We start from the raw sequence: 19963 nt of genomic DNA, 5'->3' as shown, positions 1-19963 counted from the left end.
TTGTCCTTATTTTCTTTGACGGCATATACTACATTGTATTTGTGTATATGTCATTTTAGTTTATGGTTTAAACAATAAAGGAGTGGCTTTATGGGAAATCTTGACCCAAGCTTAATGAGAGAATTTTGTGGTAAAATTTGTGATCCTCGCAAGTTTCCACGCATTTATAGTATTCTTCGATCATATCGAAAAAATGATTTAAAAAGCCGAGAAGGTGCATGTCATATGATTGACAGACTATCGGATTGCTGCAGTGTATCAATAACTGCGGAACAACGCGAAAACGCAGCTCAATGGCTAATGAATTGTGACGTAAACCCACAAGATCCTGATCACCAAAGAGAAATGTGGAATATGATAAAAAGCAGTAGAAGACGTTCTTGGTTTTAATTAATTGCAGACAGTAATTTTTATATTTTTTTAAATAAAAGGCCTATAAGCTTTCTCTTTTGAACTATTTCTAAGAGGGATTTTATAGGCCTCTTTGTATGGTGATTTTATATAAAAATTAAGAGAAGACGATAGATTCCTTATACAACTAATTGGCAGTTTAGTGGAATAAGGAAATTATCATTCAGGCAGATTAGTACAGAAGTGATTTATATGAAACGGATTCTAATTTCACTTGTTATATGTTTGTTATTCTGGAATTTCTCTTTGCCTTACCGAGTGGTAGCAGAAACTAATATTACAAGCGAGGAAAAACATACTGATTTTTATGATGCTTTTTTAGTTTTATTAGACCCATATGCGAGGAAAGCGATAAACAATAAGTACCCATCTCGTAGTTATGGGTTATGGAATGCAGAAATATTAGATGTGAATCGAAAAACTGGAGGATATTCACAATATGATTTTACGATAAAGGTTAAATATGATACATATACAGGTCCACATAATCCACCAGAAGGTCCAGTTACTATAACTTTTGATGTAAAAATAGATAGAGTTACTGTAACAAAAGTTGAAGGATGATTTTAAAAATCATTTTATTCAACTAACTGATGCGATAGTTACATAAGACTTTGGGTTACGATCATCGGACCTGTTTTACTATTTGGTAGCGTAGTAAGGTATATTAGTTCAAATCTATATCAGGAGGAATTGAAAATGGAAGATCAAATTAAAGTAGAAATTCAAATAAGTGCTGTTGGTGAAGTTACAGTAGATGGTTATGATGATGCATATAAAAACTATGAAATAGGAAGGACAAAAACTCTTACAAAATCAGTTACATTGGGAAATCTTGAAGGGATGATTAATGAACTTTTTGAAGAAGTTCAGTTAACGTATGACAACCCAGAGCATTTAACAGCAAAAATAGTTATTAGAGCGAAAAAAGATCAAAATAAGATTAGGTATCTTGGATAATAAAGTGAAAAACCTTATTCAACTAACGCGTGCGTTAGTTCAATAAGAAATATATTTAATCCCACCAAACTGAATAAAATTTGTAACCTTCAAATAATTTTACACCAAAAGAATATCCTTCTTAAACTTCCGATGGTTCCAATTCTTTAACCCATTCTTCAACTGAAGAATTATCTGCATTAGTTAATATATAAACTCTTTCAGAAAAAGCCCAATAATCGACGTCTTCCTCAATCTACATAATTTCTACAAAAGTTATTTGGATGAAATTTACTTAGCCCCAAGGCTCCCATCAATTAAAAAAATTCATTTTCTACTATTTTTGTATTACTATTGAATCAAAACAGGAGGTTGAACTATGGACTTAAAGTTATCTGGAAAAAAGGCACTTATTGTTGGAGGAAGCCGAGGTATTGGTAAAGCTATTGCTCGTCAGCTGGCTTTAGAAGGTGTAGATTGTACGATTTGTTCAAGAAATGAATCCACACTAAAGATTGCTGCAGAGGATTTGGCACAAGAAACGAAGCGAAACATCTATCCGATTGTGGCTGATATTACCGATCCAAACTCTATCTTAAATCTAGTTGAAAAATCAGCAGCAGTAATGGGAAGCATAGATATATTAATCAACAGCGGAGCCCGTGTTGGCGGACATGAGCCAGAGGATTTTTATAGTATTAAAGAAGAACTTATTTTGAAAGATTTTGAAGAAAAGTATATGGGCTATTTTCGTTGTATCCGAGCTGTCGCTCCTTATATGATTGAAAATAAATGGGGACGTATTATAAATATAAGTGGTCTGGCTGCTAGGATTGGCGGCAATTATTTTAGTTCCGGGCCACGTAATGCATCTGTTGTCCATTTAACAAAATCTGCATCTTTGGAATTAGGAAAGCACGGAATTAACGTCAATGCTATTTATCCAGGGATTGTTGAAACGGAATCGTTTAGAGAACGGGTCAATAGTAAGGAAGCTATACACCAGGCAGAATCTCTGAATTCCCTCGGTCGCTTGATTACACCAGAGGAAATTGCATATGTCGTTACCTTTCTAGCTTCTCCTTTATCAGCATCGATTACTGGAGATGTTATTCCGGTAACTGGTGGCATTGGAAATACCGTTTATTTCTAAAATACTTGCTTGAAACTTTTTACTGTTTCATGGAATACAAATTAATAGTGTATGAAAAATAAAAACTCTAAATTAAACGATCCTCATTAAATTTTTTATTAAAAGTCAATGAAATAGTAATGAACTCCTATATTTATGTGATTAAATATAATGTCACACATTTTATAAGGTAAAAATAATAGGATAGATAAACAGGGGAGTATACCCGTTTATCTATCCTTTTTGTACAACATATGACCACATTTACTACTACAACAAGGGTTTTTACCACAACAAAAATTTAATATACTTATGTAACTAAAGCATGCTTTAGTTAGTTAAGCAGCAAAAAAAGGATCAATAACTTAGATTTTTTTATATAAAAAAATCTGAAGCAGCTCTAACATACGATTTATCGTATAACTGGTCTCTAAACAAATCATCATATATACCTTTTGAACTACTACCATTACCACTAAAAAAAAGAGTGTCCCTAAAAAGTAACCCCTTTTAAGACACCCTATGCTTTATCAAAAGTTTCTTAACCAAGTCCTCGAACCGATAATCCACCATCACTAGAAATGACTTCACCAGTGATTGCACGTGACTGGTCAGATGCTAAAAGTACATATGCTGCAACATGATCTTCAGGCATTTGTGCAAGTTGAAGTGGATTTCTTCTTTTTATATTGCTTGCTTTCGTATCATTATCTACGGATTTAGTAAAAGTACGTAAAGGTGGGATGACCGTTAGTGCTGTTAAAGTCCCTCCTGGCGCTACTGCATTTACTCGTATATTTGGTGCTAGTTCAAAGGCAAGTTGACGCATTAATCCGATTTGAGCATGCTTACTAGCCGTGTACCATACTCCACCACCGTCTGGATAGAAGCTTGCACCAGATACTGTAAAAATAATATTACCATTTGTTTTTTGTAATTCCTCTAAAGCTGCTTTTGCACCAAAAAATGATCCTTTTACGTTTATATTTAATAGGTAATCATATGCATCTGATAGGGCCTCTGGTGTTACATCAGCGAATTTTGCAAATCCATCGAAAACGCCTGCATTTGCAATAAATACATCTAGTTTACCAAACTGTTTAACTGTCGCTTTTACAGCTCGCTCATTATCTTCATATTTGCTTACGTCACCTTGAATGATAAGGAGATTGTCATTAAATTCTTCTTTCATTTGCTCTAGTGTTTCAAGTGAGCGACCAATAATACTTACCTTTGCTCCTTCTTGAATGAATCGTCTTGTAACGGCCGCTCCTATACCAGAAGCGCCTCCTGTAATTAACACTACTTTATCTTTTAATAACATCACTTGGCCTCCTTTTTCTTCTATTAAACAAAGATTGCAAGATTTCTAGTATTAATTGTTGTTTGATCTACAATAAATACCCTCTTTGAAAGCTTCCACTTCCCATCTTCATATGTAAACTCGTCATGACGTTCTCCAGAAATTAAATCATGGTGAATATCTGTGCTGCGGCTACGGTAAATCAGTAAGTAACTATTAACTACCGCTTTCTCTTCTTTAACTAGCTCTTTTACGCTAACATTACTTACAAAACGGCGGGTTCTTGAAGGAGGAATTTCAGCCCATGCATAGTCAGTTTTCAATCGATCTACTCGAAGCTTTAATAATTCAATATCATCATTAAAAGTAAACATCTCAGTAGAATAGTCTGGGCGCACAGTTCCTTCTTTATTTACGCGTACAGGCATTTGATAGATTAAATTCGAATGCATTAAACTAAACCAATCATCAAATTCAATATCATCAAGTAATTTTGCTTCGTCAATTAACCACTGTTCAAATTGTAATTTCGCTATTAATTTTTCAACATTCATTTTTCTTCCTCCCCCCTTTATTACTTTGTCATTAATTCAAGCCAATACTGATAAAAATTGCGTTGACTTGCTTCTGTAAATTTATCATCATAGGCTACCCCAGGTCCGATAAAATTGACAGGTTCACGATGTAGTCCCATTGTATAGTTATAAGTTAAATTCTTTTGAAATGGCATTGGGCCTTGAGCTGCTTCCGTTATGTCTGTGAATACTTCAGTATCATCCTGTTCAAAAATACCAGATGGACTAAACGTTAAGATAAAGGAATCTCTTGATCGATTTTTCCATTCCTGAGAAGCATTTTTTTCTACTAGCATCCATGCAATTACTTCCATTTTATTGTGACTAATTGGTCTCCACATTCTAATTGAAGTATTCGAAATTAATTCGCCTTTAACTTTTGTGTGAGATATTAAAAATGACATATTCGGAAAAGCATTGCCAATCATATTTTTTAAGTTTGATAGAACTTCATATTGTTCTTCTGACAAGTTACTTTTATACTCGTCCTTCAATTCTTCAGGAAAAGCAAAGTCTGGGTTTGGTGTTCCAAGGTTTAATCCATGTCCGTTTTCAGTATGAATTTGAAAACCGCGCTTCGAATATGTCGCATTTGGTACCATGCCTAATTTTGCAATTGAACCGTGAGTTACCATCGTATGGTATGAATCACCTACAAAGTTATCAGAACCGACCTTCCAGTTTGATTTAACGATAAAACGTTGAGGAGCTCCAATTACTTCCATCTCAGCTCGTCCTACTACGATATCTAAATACCACTTAAAATCGCCGAGAAACTCTTCAAGAGGCTCTGCATTTTCGTCCCAATTTCCGAATAAAAGTCCTTTATATGATTCTAGCTTCACTTGGTGAAGACTCATTTTTGATCGGTCAAGTCTCTCGCCATAAATATCTTTTTGAAGTGGTACTCCAACAAGTTCACCTGTATTTTTAAAGTTAAATCCGTGATATGGACATGTAAATAAAGTCTTGTTTCCTTTATCAGCACGGCACAGCTTCATGCCACGATGTGTACACATATTGTAAAATGCATTGATTTCTCCCATACTTTCCCGTGAGATAATGATTGAATATCCTGCAAGCTCACGGGTCATAAAGTCCCCTGGATTTGGAATTTCGGATTCATGTCCAAGAAAAACCCATGTTTTTAAAAATACTTTTTCATGCTCTAATTCGTAAACGGCTTTATCACCAAGAAGATATGCAGGAATGACTCCTTCATCTGGTTTGACAGTTTCGTTTAAGTAATTTACTAGTTGTTCTTTTGATAATTCATCTAAAGTTTTTTCTGTTTTAATCATGCACAGCACTCTCCCTTCATATTTTGACTATCTACCCAACTTGTACATATTTATCCTTGTTTTGTAACGTTGCCAAAACGCTTAACGCTGCTAAATAACTTGTTTTAGGATTATTTGGCATTGGATCATTTTCGATTTCAAGTTTAAGTTTGCCGAACGCACCAGATGCTTCAATTAAATGACTATTTTTTATTGCAATTGGATCAGCAATAATTTTCACTTTTGTATTGTTAGCACCAAGTCCAGCTAAGGATAATACAATTGCCACATTAATATTTCTTGGGTATAGCTTAATTGCTTCAGCCGCAGAGCCTTCAAACAATATCGTTTCTTTATCTAACACTTCTTTTGATAAGGCTCCCGGTGGTTTTCTAGTTGTAATTGAAACAGCCTCTAGACCACCCACAGCTTTTGCTGACTTTAAAATATCCAATCCACCAATAGCCCCTGAAGGTAAAAAAACGTTTACACCATATCTTGAACAAACCTCTCTAACTCTTTCTTCAAAAGCAAAATCAGCCAGGACTCCAATGCTACTTAACAATAATTCTTTTCCGCCTTCAAGAACTTTTATAGCGTACTCCTTTGCAGCTTCAACTGTTGCAGCTTCAATGACCAAATCTACATCTGAAAGAAGTAGCGCATCTACACTTTGATAAGCTTCTGTTTCAAATTCTTGAGCAAGCTGGACGCCTGATTCTTCGCAACGCGTATAAATTGAAACAATCTTTCCACCTGGTAACATTCCATCTTTATTTATAGCTTGAAGAAGAAATTGGCCAATATTCCCACACCCGATTAGACCTAGTTTCATGCCCATTCACCACCCTTAGTTTGCAAATCCGTATGAATCTGCAAAGAATTCCAATCCACAGTGTCTTGTTTCCCTTGAAACACCACTCTCTTTTAATCCTGGGAAATCCAATGCTAAATCATTAAAGATGGTGTGATTATTATGAAAAACTGCGCCTGCTTCTAATCGATCTGCCATTTCAATAGCCAATTCTTCATTTTCCGTCCAAACAGAAGCTCTTAAACCAAATTCACTATCATTTGCTAGTTTGATAACTTCGTCAATAGTTGAAAAAGGTAGAATAGGAATTACTGGTCCAAATTGTTCTGCACGAACGATCTCACTTTGCTGATCAATACCTGTCACGATTGTTGGTAAGATGTAGTATCCTTGATCCCACATATCAGGATTCAGTTGAATTCCAGCTGTTATTATATTTGCACCTGCTTTTTCAGTACGCTCGATCAATCCATTAACATAGTCATACTGAGCTTTATTATTTAATGGGCCCATCGTTACATCAGGTTGAATACCATCACCTACAACAATACGCTCAAATTCTTTTTTCAGTTTTTTTACTAATTCAACATATCTAGATTCTTGTACATATACACGCTTAATTGCCGAACATACTTGGCCAGCCGCTTTTAAAATACTCATTCTTAATCGTCTAATAGCTTCTTCATCTAAGTTTGCATCTTCTAAAATGATTGCTGGGTCATTCCCACCAAGCTCCATATATACTTTTTGAAGATTTCCAGAGGACTTTTTCATAATATCTTTACCTGTTTGTGTACTTCCGACAAAAGCAATCGTACGAACTCGTGAATCGGAACAAAGCTTGTCACCAATCATTTTTCCTGATCCTGTTACAATATTGATTACACCAGGCGGAAAATGTTTAGCCACCACTTTTAAACAAGCCATAATGGTAAGTGGACAATTTGTCGCAGGTTTCACGACAACTGTATTACCTGCTAAAACAGCAGGAATCACTCGTTTAAATGTTAAAATCATAGGAGAGTTCCAAGGAGTAATTACTGCAGTAACCCCTCTAGCTCTTCTTCTTACTTGAACTTTTTGATTTCCTGAAAGTATTTCTGGACTCCACCATTTAAGTAGCTCATCCGCTCCACCCTTCATTACTTCAACGCAGCGCAATAAGTCTTTTTTAGCTTCTACTAGTGTTTTTCCATTTTCACGAACAAATAACGAAACATGTTCTTCAATGATTTTAGAAAGTTCCTGTGCTGCTGCTTTCATTCTTTCTACACGATCCTGAATCTCACTCTTTGACCAAAGTTCAAATGCATTCGATGCTGCATTAATTGCTTCGTTTACGATTTCCTCAGTACATAATGCAACTTTACCGATTACTTCCGACTTATTTGCAGGATTAATAATATTTGCTGTTTCCTTACTTTCTTTCCATTCACCATTTATGAGATATCTCCCTGATACAACTGGATATGTCGAAATCATATTTAATCTCCTTTATAATTTTTTTGGCTTAAAGCTTTCAGCTGCTCCTGGAGGTCCACCAAAAGGTTTTGCCATAGGTCCAACTGCTTCCATATCTACAACGATCATTGTTGGCTTTCTTCTTTCAGTTGCTTTCTTTAATTCATTAACAAATTCGTCTGCTGATCCAATACGTGCTGCTTCAAAATGCATTGACTCAGCTAGTTTTACAAAATCAGGACTTAATAAATTCACTGCTACTTGGCGACCGTATGCCGCTTCTTGAATATTACGAAGAACCCCATAGCCAGAATCATCAAATAACACAACAATAATAGGAAGATTTTCTTCAGCTGCAGTCACCATTTCACCTACATTAACCATAAACCCACCATCTCCAGCCATTAATACGACTGTTTGATGAGGGCAACCCAATTGAGCTCCTATAGCTGTAGGAAGACCTTGACCGATCCCGCCACCTGATGCGTGAATAGATGTTCTCGGTTCATAAATATCGAATATTCTACTACCCCATACATTTGCTTGTACTGTCACATCTCGAACCAAAATCGTATCTCTCGGTAAAATCTCTCTCATACCATCTACAAACTGTTCAAACGGACCAAGTGTTTTACGAAGTTGTCCTCGCACTTCATTTCTTAGTGAACGTACTTCTTCTATGTAAGAAGGTAAAACCGAAATAGACTTTTCATCAATTTTATTTATTAAAGCTGATAAAATATCTTTTGCATCGCCGACTAACCCAACTGTTGCTTTATAATTACGATTAATTGCATTAAAATCTGCATCAATTGAAATATGTTCTTCTGGGACAGTGACTTTCCAGTTAGAAGTTTCATTTCCTCTGAAACGTACACCTACGCTAATCAATAAATCTGCATTTCTCAAAAACTCTTTTGTCGACTCATTGGCTGCAAAATGACCTATACATTGCTCATGATCCTCTGGTATCGAACCTTTTCCAGATTGACTTGTAATGACAGCAGCTCCAAGAATTTCAGCTAAATTTGTTAACTCCTTTGAGGCATTGGCAGAAATAACACCACCACCAGCCCAAATAACTGGACGACGTGCTTCTGAAATTTTTGAAATTGCGATATCTGGTATTACGGTAGTCAATTGCGGTTTAAAAACATCTACCTGTACTTTATCGATTGAAACGTCCTCAATAATTGCTGATTGAAAGTCGATTGGAATTTCTAAGCTAACTGGTCCTGTTGGAGCAGTTAATGCTTCTTCAATTGCTTTTCTTACTACACCAGCTGTTTGTTCTGGTCTTCTAAGCCTTACAGCATTTTTACAAGCACCGCTCATCATTGAAAGCTGGTCTTTGCATTCATGTATGTACCCTTTACCCGTACCAAGATAAGGTGATGCTACTTCTCCAGTCAGATGAAGTAGTGGAACTCCAGCTGCCCATGCTTCTACTAATGAACCAGCAGCGTTTCCAGCTCCTGTTCCTGTACTAGTAATAACTACACCTAATTTTCCTGTCGAACGTGCATAGCCATCTGCCATATTTACTGCTCCACTTTCTCCTCGTGAACAGATCAGCTTGATACTTCCATCCCTTAGAATCGCGTCATAGATGGGCATATTGTGAATACTTACGATTCCAAAAGCGACTTCTACACCTGCTTGAACTAACTCTTTTACGACGGCATCCGCAGTAGTAAATACGATCTCTTCTTGATTTTTCATCTTAGTATCCTACCTTTGTCTTATAATTTATTTAAAGTGCTTTACCGATTGCACCTGCAGTTTCAATTGTAGAACCAGCTACATAACTCGCTTTGTCTGAAGCAAGAAAAACAATTACACTAGCAACTTCTTCCGCTTCACCTACACGACCTAGTGGAATATTTCTTTTTATCGCAAGATCTTTATAATATTCTTCGGGATCCATATCAGGAGCATTCTTCAGCCTTCTACGTTCCCATTGATCTGTCCGAATTAATCCAAGACTAACTGAATTGACTAAAATATTGTCAGATGCTAATTCTTGAGACAACGTTTTACTTAAATTTAAAAGTCCTGCACGGGTTGCTGCTGTTGCTACCATGTGACGCTCAGGCTCTTTTGCTAGAGTTGCATTTATATTAATAATTCGGCCCCCTCCTCTTTTCACTAAATAAGGATGAGTTGCACGAACTGCATAAATAATTGCGAAATACTTTAATTGGATTTGTTCCTGCCACTGTTCATCAGTAATATCGAAAAAATGCCCCATAACACTTTGACCAGCTGCATTCACTAACGTATCAATTCCACCAAACTTTTCTGCTGTTTGTTGAATAAACGAATTAACTTCCTCTTTTGATGTAACATCACACGTCGCAGCAAATAGATCTTCGCGTTTGCCATATGTGAGTAAATGCTCTAATGCTTTATCTGCGCGCTCTTTGCTTCTTCCGCAAATTGCTACTTTAGCACCTTCACCTAAAAATAATTCAGCTGTCTTCAGTCCAACACCAGAGGTGCCACCCATAATTACTGCAACTTTTCCCTTTAACCCAAGATCCATCCCGTCACCCCTTATTAAAGCTTTCATGGTTCTTATTCCTTAAAGCATTTTTATTTAAACTTTTTATCGCACTTTAACTGTGGTATCTACCCAGCCACGATCTGGCTCTCCGCCCATCGCTTTACGAGCTTCTGGTTTTGGTGGACCAGCAATTCCCCATTGATCCATTAGATGTGGCACGCGTTTCCAAACTCGCGCTCTCCACTCAGCCTCATCTTCAATTGTTTCAAGATAACATGTATATTCCATGACAAATCCACCAAGATCTTGAAAATAACAAAAGATATTATTACCAGGACCATGTCGACCTGGACCCCATAACTCACTTAATCCGACTTTCCTAACATTACTAATACCTCGCATCAGTTCATCCACCGAATCAACTTCGTAAGCAATATGATTAACTGAAGCGTGTGCATCTTGGTTAAATGCAATCGAATGATGTTTTCGATTACACCTTAAGAAGGACATTTGGTGCTCACTCCAATCCGTGACTTTGAATCCAAGCACATCAGTATAAAACCCCACGATCATATCTAAATCTTTTGTGTTCATAACTACATGGTTTAATTTCACAGGATCAACGTTTTTATTAGTCCAAATTGATGTTTGAACCTCTACCCAAGCAGAAAGTTCAATTACACGGTTTTCTGGATCAACAAATCGAAGACCATATCCTCCACCAGCTTCATCCAAATAACCTGGCTCTTCAACAATATGTACACCTTTTGAATGTAAGATTTCCGCTGCGCGATCAACTGCATTTTTATCGACCATTCCAAATGCGATGTGATGCAAACCGCATTTCTCACCCTTTCGAAGACTTAGTATATGATGCTCAGGTCCTGCCCCTCGAAAATAAGCAATATTGTCATCCGAAGCATTTACACGATCTAAACCCCAAACTTTTTCGTAAAAGTTCACTTGTTCCTCAAAGTTTGGTGTGATCAAACTTATATGTCTTAAATGAGTAATTCCTAGCACCAACAATCCCTCCCATTTATTTATATAAAGCGCTTTCTTTTATTAACTCTATTGAAAAAGGCAGCTGCAATTTATTCAAAATGCAGCTGACCCTTTTTAATTAACCTTTGATGATTGCTTCTCTTTCTTTAGCACGTTGTTTACGAAGTTCTTCAAGTGCGCTACCTTCTGGATAGGTTGGAAGGTTTGGTTTCACTGCGCCAAGCATAACTAACATACGTGCTTCAGTATCTCCATCATTTCTAATGCCTCGATGAACACCAGGAGGAGAACTGATACAATCTCTAGCTTTTAAATTAATTTCATGTACTTCATCTTTACCAACTTCTTGAATTAAAGCAGTAACTTCTCCCTCAAGAATAAAAAATACTTCTTCTACATCATCGTGTAGATGTAAAGGTCCGATACAGCCAGGAGGTAGAACCATTGTACTTAATGTAAAATGTTCTGCTGTAATTACATTTGAATCATTATTCGCTGTCGCACCACGTCCAATATAACGCATTTGAGCACGCTTATATTTCGGATCAATTTCCTCTTGAAACTTTAAAACATTCCAATCTAGCGTACGGTCTTCTAAGCGAGCCACGTATTTTTTTTCAAATTCTTTAACTGAAAAAGTTTCATTTGTCATTTTTAAAATCCTCCCTGTATTGTTGTTCTTTTTAAACAAAATGTTTTGTATCGAACACTTTTTGTGTTTTATATACAAAACAGTGTTTTATCTATAAAATAATTCTAGGATGGATTATTCTTTGTGTCAACATAGTTTTTAGAAAATTTTGATATGTCATAAAAGTTAAATATAAAAAAACACTGTATTTCCAAGGTTTATAACTTGTTTTTTTTTGCAAAAAAAATATGGGTTCCCTTAGTTTGGGAACCCATCAGTGTGTGTACAAATTACAAAAAACTTGGGTTTCAGACTGATTGCAAGCGCTTGTCTTTCGAGGCGCGAAGTCTGGTGAGGAGCGGAGTTACCTTAGACGGTAATGAGCACCGCAGACAGGCGAAGCAACGAAGAAAGCGAGCGTTTGGCGGGCAGTCTGATGGGTTCCCTTAGTTTGGGAACCCATATTTTTAAATTTAACTATTTTACCTGATTTGAAACTCTGCCATTGTAACCCATATAGTTTGATAGTAAAACAGAGACATCTAGAAGTTTAGGCAATGCTACTTTATTCATGAAATCTTCTTGATAAGATAATTCAGTCGCTACGATATTCAGTGCTGCCAATACTTTTCCTGTTCTACCGTAAATAGGTGCAGCGATTGAATGAATACCTTGGTGAAATTCTCCACTAGTCATTGAATAGCCATTTTGGCGTATTTTATCTAATTGATCCATAAACTCTCCAGGCGTCGTTAACGTTTTATCTGTATAAGGTGTTAAATTTGTAACTTGGAATAGTTGCATAAGACTTTCCTTTGGCTCGTATGCAAGAAGTAGCTTTCCATTTGCAGTTGCATGAGCTGGTAGTCTTAGACCAATATTGACATTGACTGCCGATACCCCTCTAACTGGTGCACTCCCAACATAAACTACTTCATGTCCATCTAAAATTGACAAATGACAAGAAGCACCGATTTCATCACGTAATGATTCCATATAAGGTTGTGCAATTTCAGGTATTTTCAAGCTATTTATATAACTAAAACCTAATTCAAGAACTTTAGGAGTTAACGAATATTGTTTCGTATTTTCATCCTGTGTTAAGTATCCAATTGACTGCAATGTATAAAGTAATCGATAAGGTACTGTTCTGCTTACCCCTAACTTTTTTGCAATCTCTGAAAGTGACAAACTAGGATGTTCCTCATTAAAAAGCTTAATAATTTCTAATCCTCTAACTAAAGAATTAGCGCTATATTTTTCTTTTTCTACATTATCCATCGAGCATACCTCTCCTAATACAATAAATTCATTTCTACTTTTGACTTATCGGTTGTTTCTTTAAAAAGTTTAACACGGATTGATTAAATATTTTAGGGTCTTCTTGATAGCATAAATGCCCTGTATTTGGAACGATAACAAATTCTGAATTTGGAATCAACTCGTGAAAAATTTGTGATTCACTTACTGGAGTTACTTGGTCTAACTCCCCACACATAACAAGTGTTGGAACAGATATTGAAGACAGAATCTCCATTTGGTTTAAGTTCGATAATGAGTAGGAAACAGAACGGTAACCAGATAGACGAACTTGTGACATTATACGTTCTGCCTCTTTTATAACCTCAGGTGATGCATTTGGCGCAAGTAATGCTTTTACTCTTTTTCTGGCTAGTTCTGTTGGATGTAGATTTTCAATTGAGTTTAATCTATTTTGAAGTTTGTTCTCGTTTTCTTCTCTACTTAACCCAGCTGCTCCACGTGTTGCATCTGAAATAATTAACGCATCGACTATATGTGGAAAACGATTCGTAAAATCAATTGCAATTGCCGATCCCATTGAATGACCTAGTAAATAGATAGAATCAAACCCTAGACTATCCAAAAACTCTTTAAGAACATTAGCGAACTCGGAAAATTCATGGAACTCCTTTTGTAGATCGGAACTCCCACCATAACCTGGTGCATCCCAAACAATAACTCTATACTGTTCCTTCAATTCACTTAATTGATGCTTCCATGACTGTGAATTATTACCCAAACCATGTAAAATTACAAGAGGTTGTCCTTCTCCTGATTCTTGATAATGAATCGATAACTCTTTTAAATGACTAATCGGCATTCGCATTACCTCCACTCTATTTTCTATACTCAAATTCTACTAAGCTAAATATCAAAAAACATAATGTTTCATATAAAAAACATGTTTTTTTAACTTGAATTATAGATTTGTCAGAATTTAATGTCAATAACTCAATTTTTCATTGGATAGGTAAATAATTGATTATGCATCAAAACATAAAAACTGGAAAATTTTTCAGTAAAATCATAATTGACAAACTTTTCTAATTATTTTATCTTTAAAAGAGTTTCATCTTTAAAATATGAAACAGTGTTTTATATTCAAAACATTAACACATCGAAAGGAGTGGATCGCTCAAGTTTGAGCCAAAATTAATACTTGAAGTATCAAAACAAATTATTTGAACTTCAATATCTAGTAGGTAAACTTAGTTTCTGCTTTTTCCTTCCAAATTTTTAAACGTAATTACTTGATTTTAAAAGGAGAGAGAATTTTAATGCTACATAGACAAAAAAGATGGATTTTAATTGCTTTACCAATCTTTTTCTTTTGGTTCTTTGGACAAATTGATAAAGTTGGCATTTCTGTTATACAAACAGATCCAGAGTTTTTGAAGGCACTCGGAATGACTGGTGTTGACAAAAATGCAAAAATTGGTCTTCTTTCATTTGTTTTTACGATTGCATATGGAATTTCGAATCTATTTTGGGGATTCATCATTGATAAATTTGGTGCGAGAAAAACGGCTATAGCTGGATTATTTGTTTGGTCTCTTACTATGTTTTCATCCGGTCTCTCCACTACATATGAAGCATTTATTATAAGTCGAATTATTCTAGGATTTGGAGAAGGGATGATGATTCCTGTTTCTGGGAAATTTATTTCTGCTTGGTTCAACAAACGAGAGCTAGGGCGCGCTCAAGCTTCTTGGCTTACAGGTAACTATTTAGGACCAGCAATTGGAGCGGTTATATTAGTACTTGTTATTTCTTCACTTCATTGGCAATCAGCTTTCTTTATACTCGCTGGATTTAACTTTTTAATTAATATTCCAATGTTTATATTTCTTACAAGAAATACACCTGGTGAACACCCGTGGGTTAGTAAAGAAGAGTTGGATCTCATTCACCGTCCAATAGAACCATTAGAACATCAAGTAAGTAGTTCCAATGAGAATAAAAATTTTATTCAAGATTATCGTTTTTGGATTGTATGGTTTGGTATGTTAGTTTGTTCTTTCCTTTTCTTTGGCATAAGCATATGGCTGCCAACATATTTGATCGAGGCAAAAGGTTTTGAGCGTGAAGGTATGACAGGTATTACTTCTTTATCGTGGTTATTTGCCCTTGGATTTGTACTCGCATGTGGCTTTCTTGCCGATAAAACAAGACGCCCAAGCTTAATGGCATCAATCTTATTTTCACTGACAGCTCTATTTTTAACAATAGCAGTATTTGTTCCAAATCCAGTATTAGCAGGGATTTGCATGGGACTTGCTATGGGATGTCAAGGTGGAGTCTTCCATCTTAGCAATATGTTCTTAGTAAAATATTCAACACAAGAGACGGCAGGCCGTGCAGCAGGCTTAATCGGATTTACAAACTTAATGGGTGGGTTTTCTAGCTATATAATGGGCTGGTTACGTGATTCATCAGGAGGAAATTTCACTACCTCAATTATTATGTTAATCATTACGGCTCTCTTAGGATTGATCGCTTATCTATTTTCTATTAAAGAAGAAGCAACCGAGCTACGTGCTGTTCCACTACCTCCACAACAAATTAATGCTTAATCAATGCTTTGAAAACGCTTAAATGAATGAGGAGCATCCCAAAAGTATAACTTTCAATGGGTAGCTCCTTTCTTATAACTGCAAATATCAAATAAGAAGTCTAATTATCCAAATAAACACTGAAGAGTTGCAAAGAACAATGAACTGCAATTAAAATCTGAAAATCGCAATTAAATTTAGAGAACAGCAATTAAAATTGCCAAAACTGCAATTAAATCTATGAAAATAGCAATTAATGTTAATAATTACCTATACCAGTTGGGGTAATATGACATGAAAATTGTACAATAGTAGATGACTTGAATTGGATAACTAGCAAATATATTGTAACTCTTACTAAATCAAATAAAACTCTACTAATATCTTTTAAAAACAGCCATTTTCTCAACTAAAATGAATAGATCTGTTGAGATACCCCTACCACTTTAATTTTTATATAAAAAAAGGCGTCTCATGTCAGTTAATCTGACTTTTGAGACGCCTTCTTTTATAAATAGATGGTCACTATCGAAAATTCTACAGTGATCACCTCTACTATTACTTATCTAAATCAATTTTAGTTCCAGGGCGGACAGTCCAAGAAGGATTTTTTCCTACCTTATCACCTTCTTTTACTCCTTTAAGAATAGCAATATATTTCCCTTGTTTTTGGCCAGTTTTTACATTTTGTTTATAGATAGTTCCTTTTTTAAGTACATACACATATTTTGATTTTCCTGATCCTTTGACGCTCGTCTCAGGTATTGCTAGCAAATCCTTTGATTGTACTACTACTTCAAGATTTGTTTCATAGCCAGGATATAGATTCTCTTGTGAATCTAGCGTTGCTCTAAAAGAGTAATATGGTATAGCTTCTTTTTTGGAATTCTTATCTTGATTTGTGAATTGATCATTCATAGGATAGTTACTTACCTCTGAAATGCTTCCATTCCAGTTCTTATCGGCAACAACCTTTGAAGTGACTTTAATTGCTTGGCCTGGCTCAACTTTTGCTTTCTCTTCTTCTGTTAGCTTCCCTTCAATTTGAAATGGTTCGTTTGAAGCGATTTGCATAATTGAGATTTGTTGTTTATCTGTTACTTTATAGCCTTGACCGATACTTTTGTTCAAGTTAAGTACTACTCCATCATTATTACTGTTAACAGTTAATGATTCTTTTTGTGCTTTCAGTTTTTCAGCTTCAAGTGTATATTGTTCTACTTTTAGCTGTGCAGCATTAAGCTCTTCCTTTGCAGTATTAAGTTGAGCTTGCAGTGATTGAATCTCTGGTGTATTTGTTGTATTTGTTGCATTTTTATCTGTATTATTTGCATCAGTTGTATTAGTTGTTGATGTTAACGCTGAAATAGCATTTTGAATGTCTTTCTCTAATGATGCAATTTGGTCGTTTTTCTGCGTAACAGTTGTTTCTGCTAGCTTCTTATTTACTTCTGCTTGTCCAATTTCCGCTGCTATAGTTGTATCTTCATAAGAAAAAAGTTTTTGTCCTTTAGTGACAGTATCTCCTTCTTTAACAAAAATTTCATTTATAGAACCTTTAGTTGGATTAACGTAAATTGTTTCAGTATGACTTTGTACGACACGACCAGACACAGTTTCAGTTTTCGTAAAGCTTTTTACCGTTGGACTGATAAACTGTAATGTTTTAGATTTACTTCTTTTAATTTCTACCACCGCTACGCTAAGAACCACAGAAACGATTAAAAGAACAATGATCCCCATTAAAATAAATTTCTTCTGACGTGGCGTAATTACTTTTACTTGTTCTTTTTCTTCGTCAATTCTTTTCGCCGTTTCCATAAAACGCTTGCCCCTTCCTTATCTTGCCAAAAACTTAATACGACATCTCCTATATCTATTGTCTATTGTTTTAAAAAGCGTTTCAAGGAGATTTTTTAGAAAATCATAAATATTTAATATGTTTTTTTTAATAATCCATTTATTTGTACTTTTGAGGGGATTAATAGGTTGATTTGGGCTGATTTTTGTTATTTCAGAATATTCAAATTTTAATTTAAAAAAAATAATTTTATCGTTTATTGAATAAAATTTTACCAAAAATATCGAATAAATATGGTCTACTAAAAAAGTCACAGAACCCCTTGATAAATCTATGTATTTTCGCACATACTTTCATTAATTTAATTAAAATTTAGACTCTATAAGTTTAAAATCTAATATTTAAAACATTCATACTATTATTGCGTAGTATTATTGAACTATGTTACAATACAAAAAATATCTTTGTAGGAAAGGATTTTTTTCCATTCCATAAGTCTATAAAAATGTATTTCGTATACGCAATAGAAAACGCTTACGAACATTTCGAGGAATTAACATTCTTTCCTTTATCAATTTGGGGAATTATTACAACTCTCCCATTTCAAACAGATTAGTTACTACACACTCTTTTAAACGGTGTGTATTTATTTACTAAAAATACAGATTATTCACAAAAGGGGGAGTCTTTGGATGAATGCTTTTTTCAGGAAAAAGTCGATTGAGCAGCTTCAACAAGATGGGGCTAAAAATACCGGACTTAACCGCGTTTTAGGTTTATGGCAACTGACTGCCATTGGTTTAGGCGGGATCATAGGTGTAGGTATTTTCGTATTAACCGGTGTAGCAGCGGCTGAACACGCTGGTCCGGCAGTTCTCTTATCGTTTATTATTGCTGGTTTAGCTAGTGCAGCTGCAGCATTGTGTTATGCAGAATTTGCTGGATTAATACCGGTAGCTGGAAGTGCTTATACTTACAGTTATGCTGTTTTAGGAGAAGGTACAGCTTGGTTAATCGGGTGGGATTTGTTACTCGAGTATGCCTTAGTTGTTGCAGTAGTAGCTATTGGATGGTCTGGCTACATGCAAGAGTTTTTATTACAAATGGGAGTTCATATTCCTGTATGGGCACAAGGAGCTCCTGGTACTGGAGCAGGTCACAAAGTTGACTTAATTGCCGTTTTAGTTAGTCTTGGAATTGCGGGCTTACTTACATTAGGAACTGAAATGGGTTCTAAATTTAATTCATTAATGGTTATCATCAAATTAGGTATTATTCTTTTAGTTATTGGCGTTGGAAGTTTTCATATTAATACAGCTAACTGGCACCCATTCATGCCTTTTGGTTTTCATGGCGTAATGAGTGGAGCAGCTCTAGTATTCTTTGCTGTATTTGGATATGACACATTAACTACAGCAGCTGAAGAAGCAAAAAGACCGCAACGTGATTTACCACTTGCAGTTATCATATCATTAGCTGTCGCTTTATGTTTGTATGTTGCAATGTCACTTATTATTACAGGTATGGCACCATATGAAACACTTAATAACGCAGCACCTGTAGCAAAAGCTTTTAGTAATATTGGTATGAAATGGATTACGATAATCATTTCTGCGGCTGCCATTGCAGGAATTCTATCAGTATTGTTCTCATTTATGCTTGCTGGATCACGTATTTGGTTCTCAATGAGTAGAGATGGTCTATTACCAAACTGGTTTACAAAATTACATCCTAAATATAAAACACCTTATCGTCCTACTTTATTAATTGGTTTAATTACGGCATTTGTAGCAGGTGTTACACCAATTAACGAAGTTGCAGAATTAGTTAATATTGGAACGTTAACAGCATTTATCTTAATTTGTTCTTCTATCATTGTATTACGTGTAAAACGTCCTGATTTAAAAAGAGGATTTAAAACACCATTAGTTCCAATTATCCCATTAATCGGGATTGGATTTTCTGCTTATTTAATTGCTAGTCTTCCAGGTATTACATTTATTCGTTTTATTGTATGGATGGCTATAGGACTTGTTGTTTATGGATTATATGGTAAGAAAAGAAGTGCACTAAATACAGCAAATAACAATAACAAAACTAAAATAAGCTAAAGTAACTCAAAAATTTAGATACATTAAAAAAGCCACAAGGACTTAATTTTCCTTGTGGTTTTTTTCGTTAATTCGAGGATCCATTTCTTTCCTATTTTCCAATTAATCCTATTCAAAACAAAAAGCATGTATCCGATTTT

Annotated in this window: 18 protein-coding genes; 6 read left to right on the top strand and 12 right to left on the bottom strand. The window is 35.3% G+C overall.

Going from position 1 to position 19963, the window contains the following annotated elements; genetic code table 11:
- The first annotated feature begins 90 nt into the window (after window positions 1-90).
- From ACFVRR_RS16240 to ACFVRR_RS16225, 4 genes are all read left to right on the top strand, one after another.
- Entirely contained in the window at window positions 91-390 is a 300-nt protein-coding gene (locus tag ACFVRR_RS16240) for a hypothetical protein (protein WP_387330563.1), read from the top strand.
- A gap of 213 nt (window positions 391-603) precedes the next feature.
- Entirely contained in the window at window positions 604-975 is a 372-nt protein-coding gene (locus tag ACFVRR_RS16235; RefSeq protein WP_387330560.1) for a DUF3888 domain-containing protein, read from the top strand.
- A gap of 135 nt (window positions 976-1110) precedes the next feature.
- Window positions 1111-1371 carry a hypothetical protein gene (locus ACFVRR_RS16230; protein WP_387330559.1) on the top strand — a complete coding sequence of 87 codons (261 nt, stop codon included), beginning with the start codon at window positions 1111-1113 and terminating at the stop codon, window positions 1369-1371.
- A gap of 358 nt (window positions 1372-1729) precedes the next feature.
- Window positions 1730-2503 (top strand): SDR family NAD(P)-dependent oxidoreductase, encoded by a 774-nt coding sequence (locus ACFVRR_RS16225; RefSeq protein ID WP_387330557.1) that lies wholly within the window; start codon window positions 1730-1732, stop codon window positions 2501-2503.
- Window positions 2504-3023: 520 nt separating this feature from the next.
- Here the strand turns inward: ACFVRR_RS16225 and ACFVRR_RS16220 are convergent.
- From ACFVRR_RS16220 to ACFVRR_RS16170, 11 genes are all read right to left on the bottom strand, one after another.
- The gene (locus ACFVRR_RS16220) at window positions 3024-3806 is read right to left on the bottom strand and encodes an SDR family NAD(P)-dependent oxidoreductase (protein WP_387330553.1); all 783 of its coding nucleotides are present in this window, start codon (window positions 3804-3806) and stop codon (window positions 3024-3026) included.
- A 23-nt stretch (window positions 3807-3829) separates the two neighbouring features.
- Entirely contained in the window at window positions 3830-4339 is a 510-nt protein-coding gene (locus ACFVRR_RS16215) for an aromatic-ring-hydroxylating dioxygenase subunit beta (protein WP_387330550.1), read from the bottom strand.
- A 20-nt stretch (window positions 4340-4359) separates the two neighbouring features.
- A complete protein-coding gene (locus tag ACFVRR_RS16210) occupies window positions 4360-5661 on the bottom strand; it encodes an aromatic ring-hydroxylating oxygenase subunit alpha (protein ID WP_387330547.1) in 1302 nt (433 codons plus the stop codon).
- 31 nt (window positions 5662-5692) lie between these two features.
- The gene (nadX, locus tag ACFVRR_RS16205; RefSeq protein ID WP_387330544.1) at window positions 5693-6475 is read right to left on the bottom strand and encodes an aspartate dehydrogenase; all 783 of its coding nucleotides are present in this window, start codon (window positions 6473-6475) and stop codon (window positions 5693-5695) included.
- 15 nt (window positions 6476-6490) lie between these two features.
- On the bottom strand, window positions 6491-7936 hold the full coding sequence (locus ACFVRR_RS16200; protein WP_387330540.1) for an aldehyde dehydrogenase family protein: 1446 nt from the start codon (window positions 7934-7936) through the stop codon (window positions 6491-6493).
- A 12-nt stretch (window positions 7937-7948) separates the two neighbouring features.
- On the bottom strand, window positions 7949-9637 hold the full coding sequence (locus ACFVRR_RS16195; protein WP_387330537.1) for a thiamine pyrophosphate-binding protein: 1689 nt from the start codon (window positions 9635-9637) through the stop codon (window positions 7949-7951).
- A 31-nt stretch (window positions 9638-9668) separates the two neighbouring features.
- A complete protein-coding gene (locus ACFVRR_RS16190) occupies window positions 9669-10460 on the bottom strand; it encodes an SDR family oxidoreductase (protein WP_387330534.1) in 792 nt (263 codons plus the stop codon).
- Between the two features lie 63 nt (window positions 10461-10523).
- Window positions 10524-11444: a VOC family protein gene (locus ACFVRR_RS16185; RefSeq protein WP_387330530.1), complete on the bottom strand. Its 921-nt coding sequence runs from the start codon at window positions 11442-11444 to the stop codon at window positions 10524-10526.
- Window positions 11445-11544: 100 nt separating this feature from the next.
- Entirely contained in the window at window positions 11545-12078 is a 534-nt protein-coding gene (locus tag ACFVRR_RS16180) for a cupin domain-containing protein (RefSeq protein WP_387330526.1), read from the bottom strand.
- A gap of 456 nt (window positions 12079-12534) precedes the next feature.
- Window positions 12535-13338, bottom strand: a complete 804-nt coding sequence (locus ACFVRR_RS16175) for an IclR family transcriptional regulator (RefSeq protein ID WP_097974016.1) — start codon at window positions 13336-13338, stop codon at window positions 12535-12537.
- Between the two features lie 34 nt (window positions 13339-13372).
- A complete protein-coding gene (locus ACFVRR_RS16170; RefSeq protein ID WP_387330522.1) occupies window positions 13373-14179 on the bottom strand; it encodes an alpha/beta fold hydrolase in 807 nt (268 codons plus the stop codon).
- A gap of 457 nt (window positions 14180-14636) precedes the next feature.
- Here ACFVRR_RS16170 and ACFVRR_RS16165 point away from each other — a divergent pair, with 457 nt between their 5' ends.
- Window positions 14637-15932, top strand: coding sequence for an MFS transporter (locus tag ACFVRR_RS16165; RefSeq protein WP_387330519.1), 1296 nt, complete (start codon window positions 14637-14639; stop codon window positions 15930-15932).
- 537 nt (window positions 15933-16469) lie between these two features.
- Here the strand turns inward: ACFVRR_RS16165 and ACFVRR_RS16160 are convergent.
- Entirely contained in the window at window positions 16470-17732 is a 1263-nt protein-coding gene (locus ACFVRR_RS16160; protein ID WP_387330516.1) for an efflux RND transporter periplasmic adaptor subunit, read from the bottom strand.
- Window positions 17733-18404: 672 nt separating this feature from the next.
- Here ACFVRR_RS16160 and ACFVRR_RS16155 point away from each other — a divergent pair.
- Window positions 18405-19823: an amino acid permease gene (locus ACFVRR_RS16155; protein WP_387330513.1), complete on the top strand. Its 1419-nt coding sequence runs from the start codon at window positions 18405-18407 to the stop codon at window positions 19821-19823.
- The last annotated feature ends 140 nt before the right edge of the window (window positions 19824-19963 follow it).

Origin of the sequence: Gottfriedia sp. NPDC057948, assembly GCF_042887255.1 — a bacterium.
GTDB lineage: Bacteria > Bacillota > Bacilli > Bacillales > Bacillaceae_G > Gottfriedia.
The sequence above is the reverse complement of the archived record's forward strand: the minus strand, read 5'-3'. Positions and strand labels throughout refer to the sequence as shown.